This window comes from Oligoflexus sp. (assembly GCF_035638955.1).
Classification (GTDB): Bacteria; Bdellovibrionota_B; Oligoflexia; order Oligoflexales; family Oligoflexaceae; genus Oligoflexus.
Genome location: NZ_DASQYZ010000486.1, coordinates 1 through 22,888, shown reverse-complemented (window position 1 = coordinate 22,888; position 22,888 = coordinate 1). Strand labels below are relative to the sequence as shown.

The 22,888-nt window shown below is 51.0% G+C and carries 19 protein-coding genes, 2 tRNA genes and 3 pseudogenes; 10 read left to right on the top strand and 14 right to left on the bottom strand.

Annotated elements, in window-relative coordinates:
• Positions 1-15: 15 nt before the first annotated feature.
• From rpsT to rpsR, 4 genes and pseudogenes are all read right to left on the bottom strand, one after another.
• On the bottom strand, positions 16-285 hold the full coding sequence (rpsT, locus tag VE954_RS39280; RefSeq protein WP_324963490.1) for a 30S ribosomal protein S20: 270 nt from the start codon (positions 283-285) through the stop codon (positions 16-18).
• A gap of 72 nt (positions 286-357) precedes the next feature.
• Complete coding sequence (gene rnhA, locus VE954_RS39275) at positions 358-831, bottom strand: ribonuclease HI (RefSeq protein ID WP_349263869.1); 474 nt, start codon at positions 829-831, stop codon at positions 358-360.
• Positions 832-1,056: 225 nt separating this feature from the next.
• Positions 1,057-1,287, bottom strand: a complete 231-nt coding sequence (gene rpmB / locus VE954_RS39270) for a 50S ribosomal protein L28 (RefSeq protein WP_324963488.1) — start codon at positions 1,285-1,287, stop codon at positions 1,057-1,059.
• Between the two features lie 146 nt (positions 1,288-1,433).
• Positions 1,434-1,625: pseudogene (gene rpsR / locus VE954_RS43990) on the bottom strand (30S ribosomal protein S18); the annotation flags it as partial.
• 241 nt (positions 1,626-1,866) lie between these two features.
• On the opposite strand from rpsR, the gene priA reads away from it, so the two are divergent.
• The 4 genes from priA (at position 1,867) to VE954_RS39245 (ending at position 6,809) form a co-directional block, all read left to right on the top strand.
• On the top strand, positions 1,867-4,185 hold the full coding sequence (gene priA, locus VE954_RS39260) for a replication restart helicase PriA (protein ID WP_324963484.1): 2,319 nt from the start codon (positions 1,867-1,869) through the stop codon (positions 4,183-4,185).
• A gap of 102 nt (positions 4,186-4,287) precedes the next feature.
• On the top strand, positions 4,288-4,875 hold the full coding sequence (locus tag VE954_RS39255; RefSeq protein ID WP_324963482.1) for an ATP-dependent Clp protease proteolytic subunit: 588 nt from the start codon (positions 4,288-4,290) through the stop codon (positions 4,873-4,875).
• 33 nt (positions 4,876-4,908) lie between these two features.
• A tRNA-Leu gene (locus VE954_RS39250) sits at positions 4,909-4,993 on the top strand.
• Between the two features lie 40 nt (positions 4,994-5,033).
• Positions 5,034-6,809, top strand: a complete 1,776-nt coding sequence (locus tag VE954_RS39245) for an ABC transporter ATP-binding protein (RefSeq protein WP_324963480.1) — start codon at positions 5,034-5,036, stop codon at positions 6,807-6,809.
• Positions 6,810-6,872: 63 nt separating this feature from the next.
• Here VE954_RS39245 and VE954_RS39240 read toward each other — a convergent pair whose 3' ends face one another.
• The 5 genes from VE954_RS39240 to VE954_RS39220 form a co-directional block, all read right to left on the bottom strand.
• A complete protein-coding gene (locus VE954_RS39240; protein ID WP_324963478.1) occupies positions 6,873-7,841 on the bottom strand; it encodes an electron transfer flavoprotein subunit alpha/FixB family protein in 969 nt (322 codons plus the stop codon).
• 11 nt (positions 7,842-7,852) lie between these two features.
• On the bottom strand, positions 7,853-8,644 hold the full coding sequence (locus VE954_RS39235; protein WP_324963476.1) for an electron transfer flavoprotein subunit beta/FixA family protein: 792 nt from the start codon (positions 8,642-8,644) through the stop codon (positions 7,853-7,855).
• 117 nt (positions 8,645-8,761) lie between these two features.
• Positions 8,762-9,907 (bottom strand): alanine--glyoxylate aminotransferase family protein, encoded by a 1,146-nt coding sequence (locus VE954_RS39230; protein WP_324963474.1) that lies wholly within the window; start codon positions 9,905-9,907, stop codon positions 8,762-8,764.
• Positions 9,908-9,996: 89 nt separating this feature from the next.
• Positions 9,997-11,304, bottom strand: coding sequence for a lytic transglycosylase domain-containing protein (locus VE954_RS39225; RefSeq protein WP_324963472.1), 1,308 nt, complete (start codon positions 11,302-11,304; stop codon positions 9,997-9,999).
• A gap of 101 nt (positions 11,305-11,405) precedes the next feature.
• A complete protein-coding gene (locus tag VE954_RS39220) occupies positions 11,406-12,185 on the bottom strand; it encodes an outer membrane protein assembly factor BamD (protein ID WP_324963470.1) in 780 nt (259 codons plus the stop codon).
• A gap of 161 nt (positions 12,186-12,346) precedes the next feature.
• On the opposite strand from VE954_RS39220, the gene VE954_RS39215 reads away from it, so the two are divergent.
• Together VE954_RS39215 and VE954_RS39210 are read left to right on the top strand one after the other, a co-directional pair.
• Positions 12,347-13,351 (top strand): energy transducer TonB, encoded by a 1,005-nt coding sequence (locus VE954_RS39215; protein ID WP_324963468.1) that lies wholly within the window; start codon positions 12,347-12,349, stop codon positions 13,349-13,351.
• 385 nt (positions 13,352-13,736) lie between these two features.
• Positions 13,737-14,144 carry a hypothetical protein gene (locus VE954_RS39210; RefSeq protein ID WP_324963466.1) on the top strand — a complete coding sequence of 136 codons (408 nt, stop codon included), beginning with the start codon at positions 13,737-13,739 and terminating at the stop codon, positions 14,142-14,144.
• 60 nt (positions 14,145-14,204) lie between these two features.
• Here VE954_RS39210 and VE954_RS39205 read toward each other — a convergent pair whose 3' ends face one another.
• On the bottom strand, positions 14,205-15,581 hold the full coding sequence (locus tag VE954_RS39205) for a 3-dehydroquinate synthase family protein (RefSeq protein WP_324963464.1): 1,377 nt from the start codon (positions 15,579-15,581) through the stop codon (positions 14,205-14,207).
• A 156-nt stretch (positions 15,582-15,737) separates the two neighbouring features.
• Here VE954_RS39205 and VE954_RS39200 point away from each other — a divergent pair, with 156 nt between their 5' ends.
• Together VE954_RS39200 and VE954_RS39195 are read left to right on the top strand one after the other, a co-directional pair.
• A complete protein-coding gene (locus VE954_RS39200; protein ID WP_324963462.1) occupies positions 15,738-16,247 on the top strand; it encodes a response regulator in 510 nt (169 codons plus the stop codon).
• 75 nt (positions 16,248-16,322) lie between these two features.
• Positions 16,323-16,398: transfer RNA gene (locus tag VE954_RS39195), tRNA-Asn, on the top strand.
• Positions 16,399-17,519: 1,121 nt separating this feature from the next.
• On the opposite strand, the pseudogene VE954_RS44635 reads toward VE954_RS39195, so the two are convergent.
• Positions 17,520-17,960, bottom strand: a pseudogene (locus VE954_RS44635) (recombinase family protein); the annotation flags it as partial.
• A 388-nt stretch (positions 17,961-18,348) separates the two neighbouring features.
• Positions 18,349-18,490: pseudogene (locus tag VE954_RS39190) on the bottom strand (transposase); the annotation flags it as partial.
• Positions 18,491-18,754: 264 nt separating this feature from the next.
• Here VE954_RS39190 and VE954_RS39185 point away from each other — a divergent pair.
• Positions 18,755-19,483: a helix-turn-helix transcriptional regulator gene (locus VE954_RS39185; RefSeq protein ID WP_324963460.1), complete on the top strand. Its 729-nt coding sequence runs from the start codon at positions 18,755-18,757 to the stop codon at positions 19,481-19,483.
• Between the two features lie 17 nt (positions 19,484-19,500).
• Positions 19,501-20,148, top strand: a complete 648-nt coding sequence (locus VE954_RS39180; protein ID WP_324963458.1) for an endonuclease NucS domain-containing protein — start codon at positions 19,501-19,503, stop codon at positions 20,146-20,148.
• Positions 20,149-20,757: 609 nt separating this feature from the next.
• Here the strand turns inward: VE954_RS39180 and VE954_RS39175 are convergent.
• Positions 20,758-21,231 carry a hypothetical protein gene (locus tag VE954_RS39175; protein WP_324963456.1) on the bottom strand — a complete coding sequence of 158 codons (474 nt, stop codon included), beginning with the start codon at positions 21,229-21,231 and terminating at the stop codon, positions 20,758-20,760.
• On the bottom strand, positions 21,228-21,983 hold the full coding sequence (locus tag VE954_RS39170) for a hypothetical protein (RefSeq protein WP_324963454.1): 756 nt from the start codon (positions 21,981-21,983) through the stop codon (positions 21,228-21,230). The genes VE954_RS39175 and VE954_RS39170 overlap by 4 nt, the downstream gene beginning before the upstream one ends.
• Positions 21,984-22,888: the final 905 nt, after the last annotated feature.

Sequence of the window (22,888 nt, the reverse complement as noted above, 5' to 3'; positions counted from 1 at the left end):
GTCATCAGCCTAAAATTAGGCTTGTGCCTTGGTCTTCACAGCAGCTGCCAAACGGGCAACTTTGCGGGAAGCGGTGTTACGGTGAATCAGGCCGCGCGAAGCTGCTTTGTGCAGCAAGGATTGAGCTTTTTCCAGCAGGCCAGCAACTTCGGCTGCTTGACCTTTTTCAATCGCAGTACGGACTTTTTTAACAGCGGTGCGAACGCTGGAAATATATGCCTGGTTGCGCGTTCTTTTTTTAGCGTTGGTAAGGATACGCTTTTTTGCGGATTTATGCTGTGCCACTGTGTCGTTCCTCTTTTCTCTTCAATTTCAGAGAGTATGTCGAATAACAAGCCGGACGCCATTCGTCAAGCTTTATACTTCATCATCCACGGCTGTGAAGCCGCGCGCATCGCGTAGTGCAGTCGCCTGTTTGCGGGCTTCCACGTCCACGCGTTCATTATCTTCATGGCCATTGTGACCTCTAACCCAAACCCATTTGATCCTGTGGCGCTTGACCTGACGCTCCAGTTCCTCCCAGAGGTCCTGGTTCTTCACCGGCTTGTTTCCGGCTGTCTTCCAGCCATTGGCCTTCCAATTGGCGAGCCAGCCCTTGTCAAACCCATCCAGCACGTAACGGCTGTCGGCCAGGAGCGTGACGTCACAGCTTTCTTTCAGCGCCTCAAGACCCTTGATAACCGCCATCAGTTCCATGCGGTTATTGGTGGTCCCGGCTTCCGATCCGGAGACCATCTTTTCATGCTGGCCGAAGCGCAGCAACGCTGCCCATCCTCCAGGTCCGGGATTCTCAAGGCAGGCCCCATCAGTGATCACAGTCACTTGCTTCAAGCGCTGTCCCCTTGAAAACAAAGAGCGCTCCTTGGACGGGAACGCTCGCTGTCATGGCTTGTGCCGCCTGACCTCAGATCCAATGGACCAAGGCAGGGTGAGCCTTATTTTGCAGCTTTAGCTGCTTCGATCTTACGCTTTATGCGCGCCTTCAGTTTGCGGCGAGCTTTGTGCTGTCTGACTTTAGGAGTTCTACGATTATCACCGCGACCCATGGTTTCATCCTTACTTCAGTTTGATGCCGTTTTTGCGAGCGAACACATCCAGACCCAACTTATCGATGGTACGGATAGTAGACGTGGCAACTTTGAGCGTCACGAATTTTTTCATTTCAGTCGACCAGAATCTTTTGGTCTGGAGGTTCGGGAGGAAGCGGTGTTTCGACTTGATATTCGAGTGCGAAACGCGATGGCCTACCTGAACGCCTTTACCTGTGAGTTCACAGCGACGAGACATTATTCTTCTCCTGCGTCACGAGGGGGACGTTTATCTTCATCCGAACGAGGACCACGTGGGCCGCCGCGGCTGGAAGTGCCCATGGCTGAAGTAGCGATAGCCGACATCTCGGTTGCAAAGTTACGTTCCTGGCGGTGGCCAAGGCTGTAAGGCAACAGAGCGAGGTAGCGAGCGCGTTTGACGGCGTTACAGATCGCGCGTTGTTGCTTGGCAGTTGCGCCAGAGATCCGACGAGGAATGATCTTGCCGCGATCCGTGATGAAACGGCGCAGAACGTCGGGATTTTTGTAATCGATGATGATGCTAGGATCCAACGTCCGCTTCCGACGGAACATCAGACGTCTTTTCTTTCTCGAGTTAGCCATGCAGCCTCCGAATTATCCAGTGTACTCTCCGCCTGGGGAAGAGAACTTTTAAATCATCGTAAGCCTCTTCCTGTCTGCGTTTGGGACGAGGGAAGCAGGCACGTAAAAACTACCTTGATGGGTCTTCACCCTAAAGGGTGTTGAAAATTAACCTAAGCGCAAGCTATACGCAAGTAAATAGATTTCCGAATCACCTGTGGTGAGAAGGGTCCCGGTGCAACAGTATCATCTCGACATATCAATGCCGGTGGCCTTGGAACAGAGCTTTACTTACCTCGCCGCCGAGAAGATTCCAAGCGGTTGTCGCGTGACCGTGCCTTTTGGTGAAAGGAATCGACAAACGGTCGGCGTCGTGCTCGGGATCAGCCAAAAAGCACCGGATCCAGCTTATAAACTTAAGGCGATTTTGGCTAGACTCGATGAGATCCCGATCTATAGTTCCATCCTTCTCGATTTGGCGCGATGGATGAGTTCTTACTATATGCACCCGCTCGGCGAGGTGCTGCGGACCATGCTGCCCGCGTCGCGGGTGAAGACGAAAACGTCCAAGGTCGTTTTGACGGAATCGGGCAAATTGCTTTGGAAGGATCAGGAGGATCCCAGGGGCGCCTTGTTTCGACTGATTTGGAAAAAGGCCTCTGGCAGCTGCTCGCTGAAAATTTTCAAAACCCGCATGGAGGAGGGTCTGGCGGCCGGCTTGCCTAAAGTCACACTGGCGCGGTTGCAGAAGGACGGTCTTGTCCTTAAAGAGGATAAAAATGAAACCCGCGCGCGGGGTGGAGCCTCCAGTAAAACCTCACGACCCGATGCGGCCGAAGACGATGTACCCACGGTCTCTCCTGTAATTGTGCCGCAGGTCCTGACCGCCGAGCAACGTGCTGTCTATCAAAAGCTCGTGGATGACGGCATCACGCAAGCTCAGTCCAAGCCATTTTTACTCCATGGCGTCACTGGGGCTGGCAAAACCGAAGTTTATTTACATCTCATTGCCAAGGTTTTGGAGCAGAATCCCCAGAACCAGGTGCTGGTCATGGTCCCGGAAATTGCCCTGACCCCCCAGATGACCCGTATTTTCAAAGCGCGTTTTCCCGATCAGGTCTCGGTCGTCCATTCCGCGATGGCCGACACCGAGCGCTGGGCCCAGATGGAAGCCATTCGCAACGGGGAGCGGCAAATTCTCATTGGCCCCCGTTCCTCGGTTTTTGCAGCGTTTGTGCAACTCAAACTTCTGATCGTGGATGAAGAGCATGACAGCAGTTACAAGCAGACGACGGGGTTAACCTACAACGGTCGTGATGTTGCCGTCATGCGTGGTTATCTGGAAAAAGCTGTGGTCGTCCTGGGGAGCGCCACACCTTCCCTCGAATCCTATGCCAATGCTCAGCAGGGAAAATATAATTTATTGGAACTGCCGAATCGAGTCCATGGCCGTGGCCTGCCTGATGTGCAGCTGATTCAGGCCAGCATTGAACAAGCTTTTGCGCGGCGCTTGAGTCCGCGTGGGCAAGTCCCCCGCCTTCTGGAATTGCCGATCGATCCTCGCATCGTCGAGGCTCTGCGGGCCAATCACGCCCGGGGCATGCAGGCCATGGTGATTGTGAATCGCCGCGGTTTTGCTTATTTTCTGTTTTCGCTGCGAGAACGCAAAGCCGTCAGTTGCCCCCACTGCAGCATTTCGATGACCGTGCATAAGAATTCGAGCATCCTGCGCTGCCACTACTGTGATTTCAGCCAAAGGGTTGATGATCTGGTGGCTCCCGAGGAACGTGACGCCTTTGTCATGGTCGGCTACGGCAGCGAGCAGATGGAGCTTTATCTGCGTGAGGCCCTTCCTGGGGCCCGCATTCAACGCGTGGATTCTGATACCGTTGGCAATCGCGAGGCGCTGCCGACCATGCTTAACGATTTCCGCGAGGGTCGCATCGATGTTTTGGTCGGGACCCAAATGCTGGCCAAGGGGCATGACTTTGCGCGAGTTACCTTGATTTGCATTTTGGAAGTGGATCAGGTTCTTAATTTACCGGATTTCCGTGCGGGTGAGCGGGCCTTTCAACTCATGGTCCAGGCTTCAGGCCGCGCCGGTCGCGGGGAACACAGCGGCTGCGTCATGATCCAGACTCAAAAGCCGGATCATCCGATTCTGCAGGCCGGAATTCAGCATGACTTTCAGGCTTTCTGGCAGGACCAGGAACCGTTTCGCCGCCAACATGGTTATCCACCGTTTGGCCGGATGATCTTGTTTGAATACTCCGGTACCCGCAAAGATCAGCTGGATGAACTCATGCGATCGATCGACCGCTGGATCAGCGAGAGTTTGAAACGATCCGCTTCGACCCTTCAAGCTCTGCAGGTCCTGGGGCCGGCTGTTCCACCGATCGAAATGATACGCGGCAGGCTGCGGCGTACGCTGCTCCTGGTAAGTGCGGATCGAAAAATTCTTGCCTGGTTTGCTCAGCAGCTCCGATCAGCCTTTGCTGAGCTCAAAGGCGACCTGCGACTCAGAATTGATGTGGATCCACAAAGCCTTATGTGAAAAGCGGTTTGCATTTGCCGATCGCACGACTATAAAATACAGGGTATTCGCATCAACCCGATGCCTGAGTACGAACCTTTTCGCCAGCACGAAGGAGCTAGCATGAATATGAGCGGAATGGACCTTGAGCAGTTGGCAGGTCAGGCAAGTGAAAGCAAATTGCTGGAAAAGCGCGTTATCTTTGTATCGGAAGCGATCAACTCCAACGTGGCCAAGCGCGTGGTCAGCAATCTTTTGGCGATGGACGCTCAGGAATCCAACCAGCCTATCTACATGTATTTGAATAGTCCTGGCGGGGAAGTGAATAGTGGCTTTGCAATTTATGACACCATGCGCTTTCTGACCTCGGAAGTTCGCGTCGTGTGCACAGGCCTCACCGCCAGTATCGCAACCGTCATGCTGCTCGGTGCTCCCAAAAAACATCGCTACAGCATGCCGAACACTCGTTTTCTGATTCACCAACCGTTGATTGGTGGAAGCATTCAGGGTCAGGCTTCTGATCTGGAAATCACTGCGAAAGAGATCATAAAGACACGGTCTAAAATCAACCAAATGCTCTCCAAGGAGTGCGGGCAACCCTTTGAAAAGGTTGAAGAAGACACTTCTCGTGATTATTGGATGACGGCTCCGGAAGCTTTGGAATACGGTTTGATTACAAAAATCGTTGGCAACCTGAAAGAGATTGTGTAAAAGGATTTTCTCCATCTCCATAGAGAGAAAATTGCGAAGGTGGTGGAATTGGTAGACACGCTAGTCTCAGAAGCTAGTGCCTAACGGTGTGGGGGTTCAAGTCCCCCCCTTCGCACCACCAGACTGAAGATCCCGAGACAATCCACTTCGAGTTGAGTTTGGTATATCGATACCTGCAGCGCCGGTTGACTTCCCTGGTTATTGCAACTCTATGTACTTTCGCCTTGGGAATCGTATCGGCGCTCACCTTCGCTCTTATCGGCCCTGCCTGGCAGGTTCTGACTCAGCCTAAAAATGTCGAAATTATCCGCATGGACCAGCTGTTCAATGAACGGCTTGGTGCTTTTGTGTCCTGGGTCGTGCAGCGGGATAGTTTTCCCGCCCAGGAACTTTGGACCCTGCTGCCCTATCTCATCGCGGGCGCCGCCACGGTCCGGGCTCTTTTGACTTTAATCCAATGGTTCCTTTGGGAGCGGAGCAGCGAGCTGGTGGCCCGGGAAATGCGCCAGGACCTGGTCGAAAACTTTCTGGACCTGCACCCAGAGGCGCGGCGCGATTCCGCCTCGAATATCGATGTGGAGCTGGCGGCGAATATCGGCACCGATATCCGCATGGTGCGCGAGTACCTGGTTCATTTCTTTGGCGGCTTTCCCCGGGAACTGATTCAGTGTCTTCTTTACCTTGTCACTCTCTTTTTGCTGGAACCACGTCTAGCGGCATTCTTTTTGCTGGGCCTTGGTCCTGCCGGCCTGCTCCTCTCCAGACTCGGCAAAAAACTACGGAAACGCTCCCAAAAAGTCTTAAGCAATGTCAGTCAGCTCTCGGAATGGCTGCAGCAGCGTTTATCGGGTCTGGAAACGATCAAGCAGTTTCGTACGGAAAGCAACGAAGTCGTGCATATGGAACAGCTCTCGAAATCGCTGTTTCGGACGTTTGTTCAGGCCGCCCGGGTCAAAGCCCGAACCTCGCCTCTTCTGCAAGTCGTCGCCGTGGCTGCCATGATGGTGGTTATAGGCTATGGCATCAAGGAAATCGATCGGGGCGACCTCAATAGCAGCATTTTGATGTCGTTCTTCTCGCTCCTTGGCATCCTGTCCCAATCCGCTTCGAAGCTGGGGCGCTATTTCAATAGCAATAAGGAGGGGGAGGCAGCTCTGCATCGCCTTGAATCCACCATGAAGGCCATGAAGCAAGGGGCAAGCCCAACCTGGCAAACACGTTTTGCAGGTGATTCCGCTGATCCTTTGATTTTGAATCAACTCAGCTACCGTTATCCGGGCACGACCGAACAGGCCCTGTCCGATTTGACTTTAAACTTCAAACGGGGCCGTATCTATGCGATCGCTGGTCCATCCGGTTCAGGAAAAAGTACACTTTTAAAATTGATCCTGGGCCTGTGGCGTGCGCCGGGTGGAGCGCTGCTCTATGGTGTCAACGGGCCGGAAGATATTGGCTACCTGCCGCAGACGATTCAGTTGATGCCGGCTTCCATTGCGGCCAACATCACCTATCCCGATAAGGAAGTGGATGAAGCCCGACTGAAACAAGCTTTGCAGGAAGTTCGCATGCTGGAATTTGTCGAGCAGTTGCCCCAGGGCTGGCACGCCGAAGTCGGTGATGGGGCGCTTACAGTCTCGGGAGGCCAGGCGCAAAGGCTGCAGCTGGCGCGACTCTTTTATCATCGTTTTCCTTTGATTATTATCGATGAAGGCACATCCGCGCTCGATCCGGAAACGGAATCACTGATTTTTTCTGTTTTGAAGAGCATGGTGCGGCAAGGTTCCACAATCCTGATGGTGGCCCATCGCCTGTCCGCTTTAAAAATAGCCGATGAATTAATCGTCCTGCGTCGGGGACGCCTGCATTATCAAGGCCCCCCGCAGACCGTTTTGCAAGGCGAGGATTGGCGCGAACTTTTCGATGGGGAAGCGTAAAACAAAAAAGCCCGGTGATGACACCGGGCTTTTTTTGCTTTTTTGTTCAGTCGAGTCGGATGATCAACCCTTCAGCTCTTTCAGAGCCTTGGTCATGGCTGGCATGACCTGGAACAGATCGCCCACGATTCCGTAGTTGGCAATCTTGAAGATTGGCGCTTCGGGATCGGTGTTGATGGCCACGATCACTTTGGATGAACGCATGCCGGCCATGTGCTGAATCGATCCGCTGATACCCGCGGCGATATAAAGAGTTGGGTTCACAGTCTTGCCTGTTTGACCAACCTGCATATCATGAGCCGCAAAACCAGCATCCACAGCCGCACGCGAGGCACCCACAGTGGCGCCGATCACATCAGCAGCTTCGGTCAGAATTTTGAAAGCATCGGCCGAACCCAGAGCGCGACCACCCGAGATGATCATGGTGGCTTCGGTCAGGTCAACCTTGTTGCTCTTGCCGGCGCGAATTTCAACAGTCTGGAGAGTGGCAGCTGGAGCCGCCACATCCAATTTGCTGACAGTCGCTGCGCCGTCGCCACTGGTTTCGCCTTTGAAGACGTTGGGACGAAGGGTGGCAAATTGCAATTCGGTATTTTGCAGAGTCAGCTCGGCAAATACTTTACCAGAATACATCGGCTTCAGACCGGAGATGTAATCACCGTTGGCTTTGATTTCGATCAAGTCGGTTGCGATACCGCTATCGAAACGGGCTGCCAGGCGCGGGAAAAGATCGCGGCCCATAGGGCTGGCGATGCCGAGCACCAGTTTGGGAGCGAAGGTTTTGATGGCCTGCTCAGCTGCGGCGGCGTAAGCCATGACATTGTATTTATCAAAGGCAGGGCCATTGACAACATACACAGTATCCGCACCGTAATTCTTCAATTCACCGGCCAGACCTTCGACGCTACCGCCGACGACCAGAGCTCCGACCTGGGACGCGGAGCCAGCCAGTTTACGCGCCGCTGCGAGGGCTTCGAAGGCGCTTTTTTTCAGTTTATTGTCACGTTGTTCAACGAAAACCAAAATTTTCATGTGGCCTCTCCTTACAGCACTTTCGCTTCTTCGCGCAGCAATTTGACAACTTTAGCGACCATGGCTTCAACGGGCTCGCCCTTGAAGACTTGACCAGCTGCCTTCTGCGGTGGGTACTGATACGCTTTGATCGCAACTTTCACTTTGCCTTGCAGCTGACCCTTGTCCAGACCGAAGTCGGTCGGCGTTTTCACGTCGAAAGGTTTTTTCTTGGCTTTCATGATGCCAGGAAGAGCTGCGTAGCGGGGTGTGTTCAGAGATTTGTTGGCGCCGATGACGGCCGGCAGTGGGAATTTGTAAACTTCCACCAGTCCGCCTTCTGCTTCACGTTCTGCAGTTGCATTCTTGCCATCGAGCGTCAGCTTGTTCACGACGTTCACATGCGGCCAGCTCATCAGTTCCGCGAGCATGGGACCCACATGCATGTTGTCATCGTCGATGGCCTGTTTACCAAGGAGAACCAGATCAGGATTCTCTTTTTTCACGGCAGCTGCCAAAACTTTTGCAACCGTGAGGGAATCAGCGTCCTGCAGACCTTCATTGCTAATAAGAAGTCCACGGTCACCACCCATCGCGAGGCCTTTGATGATCAGTTCACGAATGCTCTCGTCACCGAAACTAGCGATGACCACTTCAGTACCAGCATTCTTTTCCTTGATCTGAATCGCCTCTTCGATGGCGTACTCATCATAAGGGTTTATGATGAATTTCACATCGCTGCTATTGATGGCAGCGTTGTTGCTGGTGAGCTGAATCTTGGTCTCGGTATCAGGTGTCTTTTTGAGAAAAACCAAAATTTTCATAGAAAAACCTCGATCTGCCTAATCTTCTAGGGTTTGTCGAAAAAGTGACTGTAGCAGGCAGTCCTGGCCTTGGCAACTGCTCGTCCAGGGGTCCTGCAGAATGCATGAGGAAAGATCTTACGCCAGTGTCCGCATTGCAGCCGCGGCCCCAGAGCCGAGCGCATGGCTGTAGCCCAGATTATGTAAGCCCATTTCAAGGGCGGCAACAGCGCCTATCAGGTCGAGATGATCGACCAGTCCCAAATGAGCGACGCGAATTATTTTGCCTTTTAATTGATCCTGCCCGCCCGCAAAGATCGCTCCGTATTTATCGCGACAGGTTTTGACCAGGGCCGACCCATCGAGGGTATCAGGCAGGCGAACAGCCGTGAGCGCTTGCGAAGGATGGCTTTGGGCCAGCAAAGGCAGCCCTATCGCCTCAGCAGCATTGCGACAGGCTTTGGCCATACGCGCGTGATATTCATCACAACCTCGCGGTCCCAGTTCACTGAGGATATCGAGCGCGGGTTTTAACGAGAGAATGAGCGAGATCGCGGGAGTCCAGGCCGTTTCGCCTTTATCCTGGCCGGATTTTTCTTTGGCCAGATCAAAGTAAAACTTGGGGCGCTTGGAAATCCGGGTCCAGGCCCGCTTGGAAAGACTGATGAAACTGAGGCCGGGAGGAATTCCAAAGCCTTTTTGGCTGCCGGCAACGACAGCATCGAGACCCCAGTTCTCCATATCAATGAATTGTGCGACCAGTGATGACACGGCGTCCACCACGATCATGGTATCCGAAACCGACCGAATGGCCGCGGCCAATTCCTTGACAGGATAAGCCACTCCGGTCGACGTTTCATTGCCCTGGAAAAAGACTGCTTTGCAGTCGGGATTGTCACGAAGGTGCTTTTTCAGAACCTCGGCATCCGGCGCGGAACCCCAGGGAATGGTATAGCTGATGACTTTGCACTGATACGCCTGCCCCAATTTCTCCCAGCGTTCGCCGAATTTGCCGCCATTGATGACAATAATCTTGTCGCCAACGTCGGTGAGGTTGACCAGTGCGGCTTCGAGCGCTCCTGTGCCGGAACTGCTCAGAATCAAGGGAGCTTCGGCGCTGCCAAAGAAGGGCTGCAGGAGGCGTCGGCAATCGAGAACGATTTGCCGAAAAGCATCTGTTCGGTGATAGATATTGGTTTGCAGAGCGGCCGCACTGATATCCAGCGGCACCGGGGTCGGACCCGGGCAAAACAGCCTTGGTTTGACAAAAGGGTTTTCGCGCATGGAGTCCTCACAACTAGGGTTGGATGCTCCACCGTTATACGCATGAATTTTAGGCTCGTCCTGCCTTTTTCCAGCAGGCGAGGCGGGGTTTACAACATTCCCGTCATGATCGCTGGGACGGGTACGGCGATCGTGCGTCCTGGCTTCAGGCGCTGAGGGTGCAGGTCAGGATTCATGTGCAGAAGGTCTTTGATGCTGATGCGATAACGCTTGGCAATGTTGTCCAGCGTTTCGCCTTTTTGAATGCGATGCATCTGAACGTCTTGAACGGTCAGCTGCTGCAGTTCACTTTCAATTCCTGCGAATTGATCAGCCAAGGGTTTGGGCAAACGCAGTTGATAGGGAACGGGCTTCAAGTGCTTGGGTGGAGGCGTGACGCCGCGCATGATTTCGGGATTCCAGCGCTGCAAAGCCCGGGCGGGAATCGCCAGCTTTTCGGCGATATCAACCAGGCTGTAGGGTTGCTCCACGGTGATCGTGGTCAGAGGCGTGGTATTGCGAATGTCCTGCGACACCTGAAATCCATAGTTTTCCGGGTGGCTGGCAATGATCAGGGCCGCCAGGAGCTTGGGCACATAGTTTTTAGTTTCCGGCAAAAGATAAGGGGTTTTGGTCAGAGTCCAGTAGTCACGTGTTTGCGCGGCTTGCATCGCGCGCATGACTTTGCCGGGACCTGCGTTATACGCGGCGACAGCAAGGTACCAGTTGCGCATCTGCTTATGCAGATCTTTGAGATAGCGGGCGGCTGCGAGCGTGGACTTCACCGGATCTCGGCGTTCGTCGACCCAGTAATTGATCTGGAGCCCGTAATGTTTTGCGGTAGGTTTCATAAACTGCCAGGTTCCTGACGCTGCCGAACGACTGAAGGCCGTGTTGCTGAAACCCGACTCGATCATGGCGAGAAAGAAAAGTTCCTGCGGTAAACCCTCTTTTTCCAGCATGGGGACCACCAGGGGACGGAACGATTCACTGCGCACCATCCACTGCAAAAATTCCATGCGGCCTCGGCCTGTAAAATACTGTATCCAGGCGTAAACACGTGGAGTGGCTTCCACCGGCATACCGCCGAAAAAAAGTGGCAGATGCTGATTCAGCTTTTTGTACGCTTCCAGGTTGGCTTCCTGGTTCAGGCGGCGGGCATTTTTATCTTTTTTTGAAGGCTCATAACTGAATTGATCCAGGTAGCTTTCTTTTATATAAACACTATAGATATCATCGTGGCAAAAGCGTCTGTTGTATGACGCTTCTTCACCAAGGCCAGTTTCGGCCTGCATTTCCGCAATTTTTCCTGGTTCCTGGACAGCCAGATCTGAATGCGAAGAATCTGGTTGCTGTGCTGTCTGACATGCTGCCGTGAGACAGCAGACAAGGTAAACTGGTAAAAGACGCATATTCATGCAGAGGCCCCTCCCGGCATGCCAAGCTTCTCGACAGCTTGGGGGAGAGACTTGAGCTTTTAAACGATGAAGCCAGCGGCTTTCTTTTTGAGCCTGAGCTTTTAGAGCGCGACGCTGTCGGCTTTCTTTCTCAGTTCATCCGATTTCTGCTTCAGTTCGTTGGATGACATCGATTTGAAATAAATATTGGCATCACTTTGTTCGTCCTTTGATTTCGTTTTGGACATTTCGTCAAAGGCAAAAGATGCCCGGTCATAGGCTGTCTTTAATAGATCTTTAAACTGCGGGTACTGTTCAGCCAGCTGCAGATAGCGATAAGCGCAGGCGTGATAGATTTCCTGCTTGCAATAGAACTTGGCGATGAATTCGGAATGTTCAGCCACACGTCGGCGGCCTTGTTTCAACAGCTCCTGAGCCTTGCTTAGATTGGGACTTTGCGGATAATTCTTCACCAATTTGTCCCATTCCGCGATCGCTTTAATGGTATAGTCCTGTTCGCGATCAATCGAATCCGGGGCTTCCGCCCAATAGGATTCGCCCACGCGAAACTGGGCAAATTCAGCTTTTTCGTGCCTGGGATGCAGTCTTGTGAATTGTTCATAGGCACTGGCTGCTTCGCTGAAATGGCCCAGCTGATAGTGAGCATCGGCCACCATCAATTCCGCATCGGGAGCGTGTTTGGAATACGGAAAACGTGATTTGAATTCGCCAAGCCGTTGGATGGCAATCTCGTACATCTCATCATCATACGACTCGCGAGCTTTGGCAAAAGCCGATGCGGGATCGTTAGGGTCGACATCTTTCTCGACACAAGCGGTAGAAAACAGGGCTGAAATAATCAATAGCTGAAGAATGTTGCAGATTTTTTTGCTTAATAGCATGCCTGGCCCTTCAAGTGCTTGAACTTTTACCGATAAACTAACATAAGGTCAGAGAAGCTGGGTCAACCCTGGGCTAACTGATGAATAGTTTTAGGTGTTGTATTCAGTATTTGACAAGCTTTTTAGGGGCCATGGCCACGAACAGTTGATAAGGGCCGGACATGAAAAGGGAAAGCCAAAAAGAGGGACTGTTCTTCGGCCTGCCACGCCAGGGCTGGTTCTGGCTGGTCTTGACGATCGTCTTCTCTGCGTTTATCCATTTGATTTCATTGATCAATTTGGACAAGTTGCCGCATCGCGCCTCTATGCCTCTTCCGCGCACTAAAGCCGGGCCTTCTAAAGTGACGGTCAAGATCACAGAGAAGCCCAAGCTCAAAGAAAAGGTCGAAGAAGAATCGCCTGCGGAAAAGCAAAAGAAGATCATTGAAACTCCCATGACTCCCACCGAGGCGCCGAAGGTTTCGCGTTTTGATGGAGCGCAGGATCACATCGCAGAAAAGGAAACCCGTGTTTCCAATCTGTTACCGCGGCCCAAAGCTGCTGATGCTGGTTCAACTGGCTCTGACAAAAAAACTCAGCAGGAAAAACAGAAGACTGCAGCGCAGCAGGCCCAGCCTTTGCATCCTCAGCAGATGACGGTGACGCCTGAGCGTCTTGCGCCGAAGAAAAAAACGGAACTGCTTTTATCGCCGAATGGCAGCGTTAGCGTGAACAAGCCTGATCGCAAACCACGTAACGTCTACGAATCGTTGATGCCGCAGGCCGAAGAAATGCGCAAGCAGGTGGCCGCGGGCTATCAGGATTATGTGGATGATAATGTCGAAGAAGGCGAACGCGTTGATCTGAATACCAGCAACTTCCGTTACCTGGCGTATTTCACATCCCTTCGCAAAGCGTTTGAGTTGGTTTGGACTTACCCTTCAGAGGCTGTCCAGCGGGGACTGCAGGGTGAAGTAAAAGTTGAATTCACCATTCTGAAAGATGGAACCGTAGCGCGCGTGAAAGTACTCGATGGCTCCGGACACCGTATTCTGGATGATGCAGTGGTTGAAGCGATTCGTCTGGCTGCTCCTTTTACACCGCTGCCGGTGGGCATGAAAAAGGAGAGGCTGACAGTTGTTGGCTCATTCCGCTATGTTCTCACCAACTACGCAGGCGCGATGTAAATGGGTGTCAAAATTCTGACAGTGGGCCTTTTTTCTGATGCCGTGTAAGACTTTATAATGCTTAGGAATGATTGATCTATACGGAAATTTCAGAATCGCTCCAAGTGGAACGCGCTTTGCTTTATACATAGTGAAGATGGGGGATGTTCTCACGAAATGCTGTGACGTTCCTGTTGTACTCCTGCTGTTTCCGTACCTATACCCCTGCGAGTTGCCCTGGAGTTCATTTGCCCATCTTATTTTATCCAAAGACATGATCTTGGCTCGCTGTCCCGACCTATGATACAACTGATCCTTAGCGATCAGGAAATCTTGACAACTTCATAACCAAATCAGGCTGACGAGAAAAACTTGATCGGGCAGACCGATGAACCAAGGGGGTATTATGGATTTTAATGCCAGGAAATCGAAAGTTGTCCGGCCAAAGGAAATGAACACGGTTCATGAAGATGGGGTAGCTGCTGCTGTGGATACCAGCCTTTTGGAAATGCTGCGTAGCCTCCAGGAAGCGGGCGGCAACCAGAGTTTTGCTGATTTGCTCACATCGAATGTGCAAAAGATTGGCTATGATTTGCGCCTCGCTCAGCATTTGGTTTTGCAAAGAGACCAAGCGGGTCTGGATCAATTAGCCCAGGCTCTGACGCAGAACGCACTGAAAATCGGTGCGGTTCGCATGCTCACGGGAGCCATTGAAATGCAGGCTTTAGCGCGCATTGGCGACTTCATGGGAGTCGCTGAGGTGGTCACTGGATTGGAAGCAGAACTGATGGCTGTTCAAAAACAGTTGGTCTGATTGTTCTTTCTTTTTTCAGGAGCAATTTCCAGTGCCTGCCGGCACGAGTCGGCAGGTTTTTTATTGGCTGTTTTGCCATTCATGGATGAAAGACTGATACGATCGGCGCCAGTCGTCATCGGTAACAGTAATCGTGTAACGGCCTTTGTCCTGGACCGGCGTTCCCCAGCCCTGCAGAAGCACCCACTCGCTCGCATGGGTTTCCATATTCTTTTTATCCTGCTTGATGCCGACTAATAATTCCTGGATGAGATCGGGATTCTGCAGATCATCTGCGGCCAAAAAACGGCGTAAGGCGTCCGGGGATGGAACAATCCTCGATTGTTTCAACTGCGTGGTCATCGACTGCCAGGCGTCGTCCTTCAAGTAACCCAGGGAATGACTCATATCGATGCAAAAGAGCAGGCCGATGCCAACCGCTTCGCCATGAAGAATGGAATTCTGGGGATTTTTATCCTGACTGATGCGTTCGATCGCATGGGCCAGGGTATGGCCGAGGTTGAGGCACGCACGCAGGCCTTGTTCTGTTGGATCCTGCTCTACGACCTCGGCTTTCACGGCGACGAGATCCCGCAGATACAGATGGAGATCCTGAGTCCTGCGATCGAGTTGAGCGACTTTTTCCGCCAGTATGGGATCGCCGCGCAGAACCGCATGTTTCCAGCTTTCTGCAAGGCCGGCGAGATACTCACGCGGCGGCAGAGTCTGCAGCCAATCCAAAGCGATCAGAACTTCCTGCGGGAAGGCAAACAGTCCAATTTGATTTTTTCCATAGGGAGAAAAATTCACACCCGTTTTACCGCCGATGCAGGCATCGACCATGGATAAAAGTGTGGTTGGAATCAGGCGAAAGCTTTGACCGTCGAGTGCCGCCGCGAAGGCCGCAGTATCAGCGAGAATGCCGCCACCAACAATCGTCCACGGTGTTTGGAGTCCGGATTTTTTAGCGAGCAGCCGCAGCTCGGCCACGCTATCGAGTGTTTTACTGTGCTCATCCAGGCGAATGAAAATTCGATTGGGCCTGGGTTTGATATCATGGGCTGTGGCCACGGTCTGATCGATGATGCAGAGTTGATTGTGGGGCAGGAGTTCATTCCAGTTCAGCGCCTTGATAAAGCGGATGGGATACTGCCCTTGTTTTTGCTCCGGCTTCTGATCTTTCATGGCTACGCCTCGGCGAAAGACCCGAGCGGCCGTTTGAAACGGTGCCTGCCGCGAGCTGCGGGAGATTTCCCAACCATATTTCCGGGTCAGCTGCCTTTGGAACGCCTCATCCAGAACACGCAGGGTACCTGCCGGCCAGCCCAGCTTTTTTTCCAGTTCTGTGGCGTCGCCTAATGGCAAATCCGGCCATTTGAAATATTCCTTGGCCGGCATAGGTGGATCCGGCATGGCCCAGCTGACTGTGAGCGGCGCGATCGGGTAAGGAGCCGACATATGGGATGAGTCCTCCTGTTTTTTGCGGAAGCAACCAAAGGCAGACTCATACCTGCCGCTCAGGTTTCATAACAGAATGTCGAGGAGTGAGAAAGGATGTCTTACCGGTGCAGCTATGTAGTTGCATCGCCCAGGAAGGGATGGAGTGAGTTACGCATGAGCGGTCCACGATTTGGTTCAAAAGGTGAATCTTCGCTACGACGCCAGATCGAAGCGATTCAACGTAAACGCATGGTCCGCGAGCAGGTCGTCGATCTGAACGACTTCCGGAACCTGCGCAAGGAACTTCAGGCGCCCACGATCCTCGTCGTCGATGATGAGGAAATCATGCGCAATGCCATGAAGCGGATCCTTGAAAACGAAGGTTATAAAGTCATTTTGGCTGAAGATGCCATGGCCCTGTCGAAGGTCCTGGAGCATACCCAGCTCGATCTGATCCTGCTGGATATCAATCTGCCATGGGTGGATGGTCTCGAGCTGTGTGCCCTGCTGAAGAAGCATCCGGTGTTACGCCTGACCCCGCTTATCCTTTGCTCGGGTCGTCGTGGCAAGGAAGACGTGGAGCGCGGTTTCGAAGCGGGTTGTGATGACTATATCACCAAGCCATTCGAACTGGAGAGCATGGCCCACGCCGTCTCTAAGGCGCTGAAGCGTGTGCAGGCTTGAACTTTTCATTCAATTTCTCCGCTTCGAGTCTTGACAGCCCGAAGCAACCCATGTAGTTACATAAGCCTAGCAAGTTCCTCAGTAGCTCAGTTGGTAGAGCAGGTGACTGTTAATCACCTGGTCGGCGGTTCGAGCCCGTCCTGAGGAGCCATGCTTCCCACCACTTGAACTCTTTTTCCGTAGATTAACACTCAGCTCCTGAGTGGCTGGCGGAACCCCATAAAGCTCTATTGAAATCAGATTGTTATCTCCAACTACAATTCTCTTAACCAATCGCTCTATAATGTTTCGCTGCTCCGTTCCAGGTTGCCTGTTGTATGTTTTAAGCAGCTCCGACGCTGTGAACTTCAGTTGGGACAGGTTGTCCTTCGTCAATATCTCTTCCCGCAAGCGATGCAGGTATTCCAGGTCCATCGACTTCTGGTCCTTTCGTTCATGATAGGCCTCAATTTCCATCATCCAAACATTGGCCGCTTTGGCAGTTGTGTCGGGATCGACTAGCCGCAGTCGTGCGGTAGCTAGGCCGCTGTCGATGGCTTTCAATTCCCTTTGGCATTCCTCGATCTGAGTTTCCAGAGCGGGTAGCTGCTGGCTTCTGCGTTCGTGGGCAACGTCGAGGAGTTCGGAGAACCGTTGTGGGTTAAGCAGGTGTTGCTGGAGGGCTTCCTCGATTGCCGCGTTCAGCGGGTCGCAGTGGATTCTCAGTTTACGTTTACTGTTGTGGTAATAGCGGTATGTGCTATTGCCTATTGCTCCGGTGAATTTCGTCCCGTCATGGTAATAGAGGAGATGAGACAGTAAGTAGACATACTCGTCCTTTCCGGTGCGTTTGTACTTCCGGTCGGGATCGTCCAGGATTCTTTGAACATTATCCAGCAAGGTAGCATCAATCAACTGGCCGTGAGGCAGGCTAACGGTTTGGTACTTCCTCGACTCGGGGAGATCGAGTGTGTCTTCGTCCTGATTCTCGCGGTTGGCAAACCACTGACCTCGGTATCTCCAACGGACGTTCTCCAGGATCTGCTCTAGCATGAAGAGGTTCAAATCCCGTCCACCCTTGCCGGTGATCCCCTGCCGTTTGGCTTCGTCGAGCACCTTTTTCTTGCTGGATAAAGTCACGAACATTTTCAGGATTCTTTCGACTTGAAGGAGTTCGTCGTGGTTGGCAACGAAATGCCCCCTAAGTTGAGGGTCACGGTCGAGGCCCAAGATTTCCGCAGCTCCATTGATTTTCCCATCTCGCAGTAACCGCGCAAGCGCATTTTCCCGAACTCGAACCGCCGTCATCTCCCTTTCAAATTGAGCCAAGGCGACGAGAACAACCACCATCATCCTTCCGAAAGGAGTTGATGTGTCGAGATCCAATCCAATAATAAACAAATCTACTTTATTGACCTCGCAGTGTGCGACAAAAGCAAGGAAATCGATGACCGAACGGCTTAGCCGGCTGAGTTCCGTTGCCACCACGAAGTCAATTTTTTGTTCACTAATGAGATTCCAAAGTCGCTGGTATCCTGGTCGATTCGTATCCTTACCAGAGAATGCCTTATCCGAAAGTTGCTCGGTCAATTTGTGGGTGATGCCGGTCTTCTGAGAAAGATAGGTTACATGATGGTGGCAGCGTACCTGCTGCGCCTCTGTTGAACCATCATGTTTGACCGAACCGTCTTCCTCGAATGCCTGGTCGTGTGTACTGACTCGATCATATGACACTCCCAACTTCTTTGCTCTGCGATTAACTGTGCTCAACTTTCACTCCGTTCAACAATGTGCAATAGAAATCGTGACCGTTTGAAAAAACTAGTGAAGGGCCTGTAAGCATTCGAAAACGAAAAAGTGCATGCTTATGTTTTCAAATTCTCCCAAATAGAAAAAAAATCCACGGGTACTCGATGTGAGTTCGAATGCGTGTAGTCTAAAAAATCATAATAAATATAATATATTAGACGATTTTAACATACGAAAAATATGTCAGCATTCAGTGGTGTTTTTAGTAGATCCCGTTTTTGGGGACGCTGGATAAGATCGGAAAGCTGGACAACGTTACTACCGGGCGGGTCAGATGATGCAACACCCTGGGGTCACGTCAGAGGATAACGGGCAGGTCAGCCACAAGACGTTTGAGCTTGCGATTCTCGTCCTCAAGCAGCTTCAGCCTCCTCATCCGATGTTCCAAGGCCGGCATACTTTTTCTTCCACGTGTAAAACGTCTGCTGCGAAATTTCCAGTCGACGGCAAAATCTTCTCGCTTTGTGATTGCAATGGTTTCTGCGAAGACCAGCACCCTCGGGTTAATCTGGGAGGGGTCAGAGATCTCTGTGCATGAGCTGGTGAGGCTTGGATGAAAGTCCAGGACCATTCTCCAACAGTGATCGAGAGAGTGGTCAGAAGGGCTGGTTTGCAGAGGTTCTTGAAGTGTAGTACTCGCTGAGAGCTGCGATCGACCCCTTTCATCTCCAGCAAGGGCTACATAAAGTAAGTTTTGTTTGCCAAATTATTGAGGGGGCATGTCTGCAGACCTGCCCTCTTTACAATTTAGTCTTCCGAGCAGAAATGGGCAGGGCTTATTCCAGCGCATCTCAGCTAACGTTCTCGCATGGATCACACGCAGCAGCGATGAAATGTCGGACTGTTTGCGGCAGGCAAGTCGCTCTTCAATGCAGAGACATGGAACACTTCAAAGGCCGGGAGTACAGCTACCAGTTCAACATTCTGCTCACAACCTTGAAACCCAGCATTGTTACAGTACCCTGAGTCCACTCGCAAAAGAGGCCGTTGGCGAGCCGCTCTCTGAGCCGACTGTACGGAATTCCTGCCGTAAGTACAGCATGCTCTTTCCAATTTACGTCAGCGAAAGAAAAATAGGTTTGTCAACTAACTCAATTCCAGTGCTTCATCGCGCGAGGTGGAAGAGCTTGGTGCGTAAAAAGCAAGAAAAATCCTATCCCTATCGACTACCAGAAGTTCTTCACAAGCTCATGAAGGAGCAGAACCTTACGGCAAAAGCATTGGCCCAGAAATCGAACGTTCCTAGGAGTACCATAGGGGGTTGGGCGACTGGTGTTAAGCCCCACAACCTTTCCGACGTTAGGAAGGTTGCTCGGGCACTAGGATGCGGTTTCGAATATCTGATTTTTGGATCCGAAGAACCTGAAGACATGCAACATCCAAAGAAATCTTTAAGAAGCATGACATTTCAAAATGCCCATCGCATCACTATTGAGTTTATTGATTAAGCGAATGGAAAATTTTCATGACTAAAATCATCAAGAGTGATCCTTACTATTACACACACAAGCCAACCGGAATTACGTATGAATGTATCGATATATACATCATTGGTGAGAATGGGCACGTTAAATCAGAAACGTCATACAAAGATGGAGAGAAGGAAGAGATAGAGGAAAACGAAGTAAAGTGGGATGAGCTTGATGATGGAACCCTTCGGATCTTCGACCTAGCCACCAAAACTTATGTTGATATTCGGCCGGACGGCACTCTTGTTAACGGCATTGACCCAGCACTGACATCTACTTTTAAGTTGGAACGAGATCTGCAAGTCGCCCTTCGAAAAAACATTGGCGCTCTCGAAGAAGGCCTGGAGATCAGCGATGGTGGGAAGGAACGAGAAACTAAAGCAGGAAAAATTGATATAACTGCAAAAGATGCTTCAGGCAAGACGGTCGTGATTGAGCTGAAAGCTGGGCCAGCCAGACCATCCTCATTGACTCAAATCCTGGCATATATGTCTTCTCTTAACGACGAGCAAAATGAGCTTGTTCGCGGAATCCTGGTTGCCAGTGATTTCGACAAAAAAATAGTGTTTGCAGTGAAAACCATTCCAGCAATAAAGCTCTATCGTTATCAGTATAAGTTTATCTTCGACAGAGTAAGTCTTTAGATTTCCAAATCAATTGGGGTGGAAAAATGCTACTAAGAGCTATCGTCATCGTGGATGAATCTGCTGGACATATCTTTACGCAGCCGGTCTATAGAGTGGCCATTTCTAAGTGTCGATTAGAGGCTATGCAGAGAGCCAACCGATGAAATCAAAGACCAGACCGCTAGGCGGCAATCGAAACATGATTTACGCGGATGGTTGGAGCAACTCTGCATCTTACAGATTGTACTGTGAGGAGTGGAAAGGTGAACCCCAGGTTCGTAATCTTTACCAAAGCGGGTGTCAGTGCTTCCAGTGTGATCACTATGGAAAGTTTAACTGCGACTATGGGCTGTGTTGTAACGCTCAATCTCGGCACTTCTGCGAAACCGTCTTCGAGCATTTCACTTGCGAAGAATACATAATGCGAAACTCCAACCAATGCTAGTCAAAAGAGGGCGAAAGAGGAAACTGTCTTTGCGTTCAAGCTTGGACACCGATTGATCGTATTCCCCATGTTTGGGCTGAGCAGGCCAGCCGTCCACACCTGACGTTTGATGGGCTGCAGCCATAAGCCATGTTAAGCGAGGAAAGATGGCTGTAGCACCAATGGATCATAGATCGATCCCTCTATTTTTTCGCGGCTTCAGGTGTTTTGACAGCGCTTTCTTCATTGACACTATTTCGCATAAGCACGCGACGGTCTTTGAGTAGTAATGTGTCTGCAGTATTCCCATCTTCAATTCTGTATGAAGCATGAAGGGTAGATGGAACGCCAGATGTCGAATTCAAAGTGTTGCTAGCAGAAATACTTTCGACATGAATGTTGCCTTTTCGGGCATTTAAAGCCGAAAAATCAATATCTGTTAGGGGTATCCCAGACATTGGATTGTAACGAGATAGAATAAGCTCAGGGTTCAGCGCGTGTTTGATTCCCAAGCCCAGATTACCGTTACCGGCATCGAACAATCCACCGGACCCAGGTTGAGCCTGTACTAGCTCCTCTAACAGTTTTTCTCGTGCAGGCGGATTAATTCCTCCTGTACCACCAGCTGCCGCGGCTGTAGAGATGCCTAATATGGAGATGAGTGATATAGATTTCATTGTTCACTCCCGTTATTGGTCGCTAGAAAAAGGCCACTTGCGATCGTGCTTAGGACTATGTTGGGTCCTGAAAATGCACTGTTTGCATAGACAGCATCAATTTCTTCAACCGCCGATTCAAGAATCTTGAATATTTGTCTTGAACCGTGATCATTGAGCCCACCAAACCGATTCACAACCAAAGTTCCTGGCAGAGCCAAGTTTATGAACTGAAGATGCTTCTTGGCGTGCTCTTTAATGTGTGTTTCAGACGGGGTCAAATTCTTGCCTTTTAACGGGCTCAGGATTCGGTCACCTTCGATTACCACTATACCAACAGAGGCCATCTTGTCGATAATTGATAACCCCAGTGTGCCAAATTCCTCTTTAACGTTTGATATCGTTAGAAGGTTTTCCTGCTCCTGAGATCGGATATAAAGAATAAAAGCCACGTCCGAGCCAAAAGCGACCATCATCTTCTTGTTTAAATCCTCCAATGGATCAGTATCTGGTGTCGCTATTTCAGCGACCTTTGCCATTTCCACTGGAAAGTAGTCGAACATGATAGTTCTAAAATGGTCTGGATCTGTTTTTTTGAGGATTTCGTATGCAAGGAAGAACGGGGCATTACTGAGTGTGCCATGATAGAGGCGATACACGTTATTATAATCAGCTTTCAGGATATTTGCGACTTTGTTGATATTCCCGGCATGCTTGGAATCAACGTACTCTTTCACCCGAAGTGAGAGCAATCTTGCGATGGGTTCCATCATCCCTCCCGACTTCAACTTGAAACAATGGACTTACCCGTGAAGCTATGGCGGGTCAACGGGTAGATGAACCGGGACGATTAATTTCGTTCTCCAACCAAAAATTTGCCACGGTTAATTTGGTTTATCATTTGAAAAAATAAGTCATTTGCGTTGGCAAAATTGACTTATTGAGTTTGCAGATTAAAAAAATGAACCCTTGGTATTTGTTTAAGCTTTCCATCGTGAGAACCAGCAGTAGTCAAAATCGACTATTCAAAAGTTTTCAATGCAAGATGATTTTGCGGATTCGATTCATGAGTTTGTTGCGAGAACGATAGGCGGGTTGTTATCTCCATTGCACCGCCGTGGTTTGCACGGCTAATGGACGGAGATTCAGCAATGACACCACACTCACTTCAAGCATACCGCAATCTAGCTTCCAAAATTTCCTCGGCTTCCTTCCCATTCGCTGCACTTAAAAGACCTACCCACTCCCCCGAACGGTCACTGCTTGCTGTGGAATCCAGAGATTTAAAATCAAGGTTTTCAACGCTTGCTCCTCTCTGTTTAGCGCTGTCGCTACTCTCACAGTCAGGATGTGGACCTTCAGGTGCTGCTTCTCAAGGTGAATCGAGCCTTTTCAATGACGACGGACTGTTCTGCGACCGCCTAAATGGAATTCCCGTTTATTGTGATGGTGCGGGTAAGTACACGTTCGTTTTCAATAAGAAGGAATATTCACTACCCTTCCCTTCAGGTGCATCCAGCGACACCGCGTTATTTAATTGTAAGCGCCCCAGCAAGTCACGGTTAGACTCCGTCCCCACCTGATCGTATCCTGCCTCATCACCCGCAGTTGGTGATCAAAATACAGTTGAATTTTGAAGCGTCCGTTTGAGTGCTTGGTAAAGATGCAAAAGCCAGCC

Coding starts and splice junctions, on each gene's coding strand:
- rpmB (WP_324963488.1), bottom strand. CDS start 1,287: ATGTCTCGTCGCTGTGAACTCACAGGTAAAGGCGTTCAGGTAGGCCAT.
- VE954_RS39255 (WP_324963482.1), top strand. CDS start 4,288: ATGAATATGAGCGGAATGGACCTTGAGCAGTTGGCAGGTCAGGCAAGT.
- VE954_RS39240 (WP_324963478.1), bottom strand. CDS start 7,841: ATGAAAATTTTGGTTTTCGTTGAACAACGTGACAATAAACTGAAAAAA.
- VE954_RS39235 (WP_324963476.1), bottom strand. CDS start 8,644: ATGAAAATTTTGGTTTTTCTCAAAAAGACACCTGATACCGAGACCAAG.
- VE954_RS39230 (WP_324963474.1), bottom strand. CDS start 9,907: ATGCGCGAAAACCCTTTTGTCAAACCAAGGCTGTTTTGCCCGGGTCCG.
- VE954_RS39225 (WP_324963472.1), bottom strand. CDS start 11,304: ATGAATATGCGTCTTTTACCAGTTTACCTTGTCTGCTGTCTCACGGCA.
- VE954_RS39220 (WP_324963470.1), bottom strand. CDS start 12,185: ATGCTATTAAGCAAAAAAATCTGCAACATTCTTCAGCTATTGATTATT.
- VE954_RS39215 (WP_324963468.1), top strand. CDS start 12,347: ATGAAAAGGGAAAGCCAAAAAGAGGGACTGTTCTTCGGCCTGCCACGC.
- VE954_RS39210 (WP_324963466.1), top strand. CDS start 13,737: ATGGATTTTAATGCCAGGAAATCGAAAGTTGTCCGGCCAAAGGAAATG.
- VE954_RS39205 (WP_324963464.1), bottom strand. CDS start 15,581: ATGTCGGCTCCTTACCCGATCGCGCCGCTCACAGTCAGCTGGGCCATG.
- VE954_RS39200 (WP_324963462.1), top strand. CDS start 15,738: ATGAGCGGTCCACGATTTGGTTCAAAAGGTGAATCTTCGCTACGACGC.
- VE954_RS39185 (WP_324963460.1), top strand. CDS start 18,755: ATGTCTGCAGACCTGCCCTCTTTACAATTTAGTCTTCCGAGCAGAAAT.
- VE954_RS39180 (WP_324963458.1), top strand. CDS start 19,501: ATGACTAAAATCATCAAGAGTGATCCTTACTATTACACACACAAGCCA.
- VE954_RS39175 (WP_324963456.1), bottom strand. CDS start 21,231: ATGAAATCTATATCACTCATCTCCATATTAGGCATCTCTACAGCCGCG.
- VE954_RS39170 (WP_324963454.1), bottom strand. CDS start 21,983: ATGATGGAACCCATCGCAAGATTGCTCTCACTTCGGGTGAAAGAGTAC.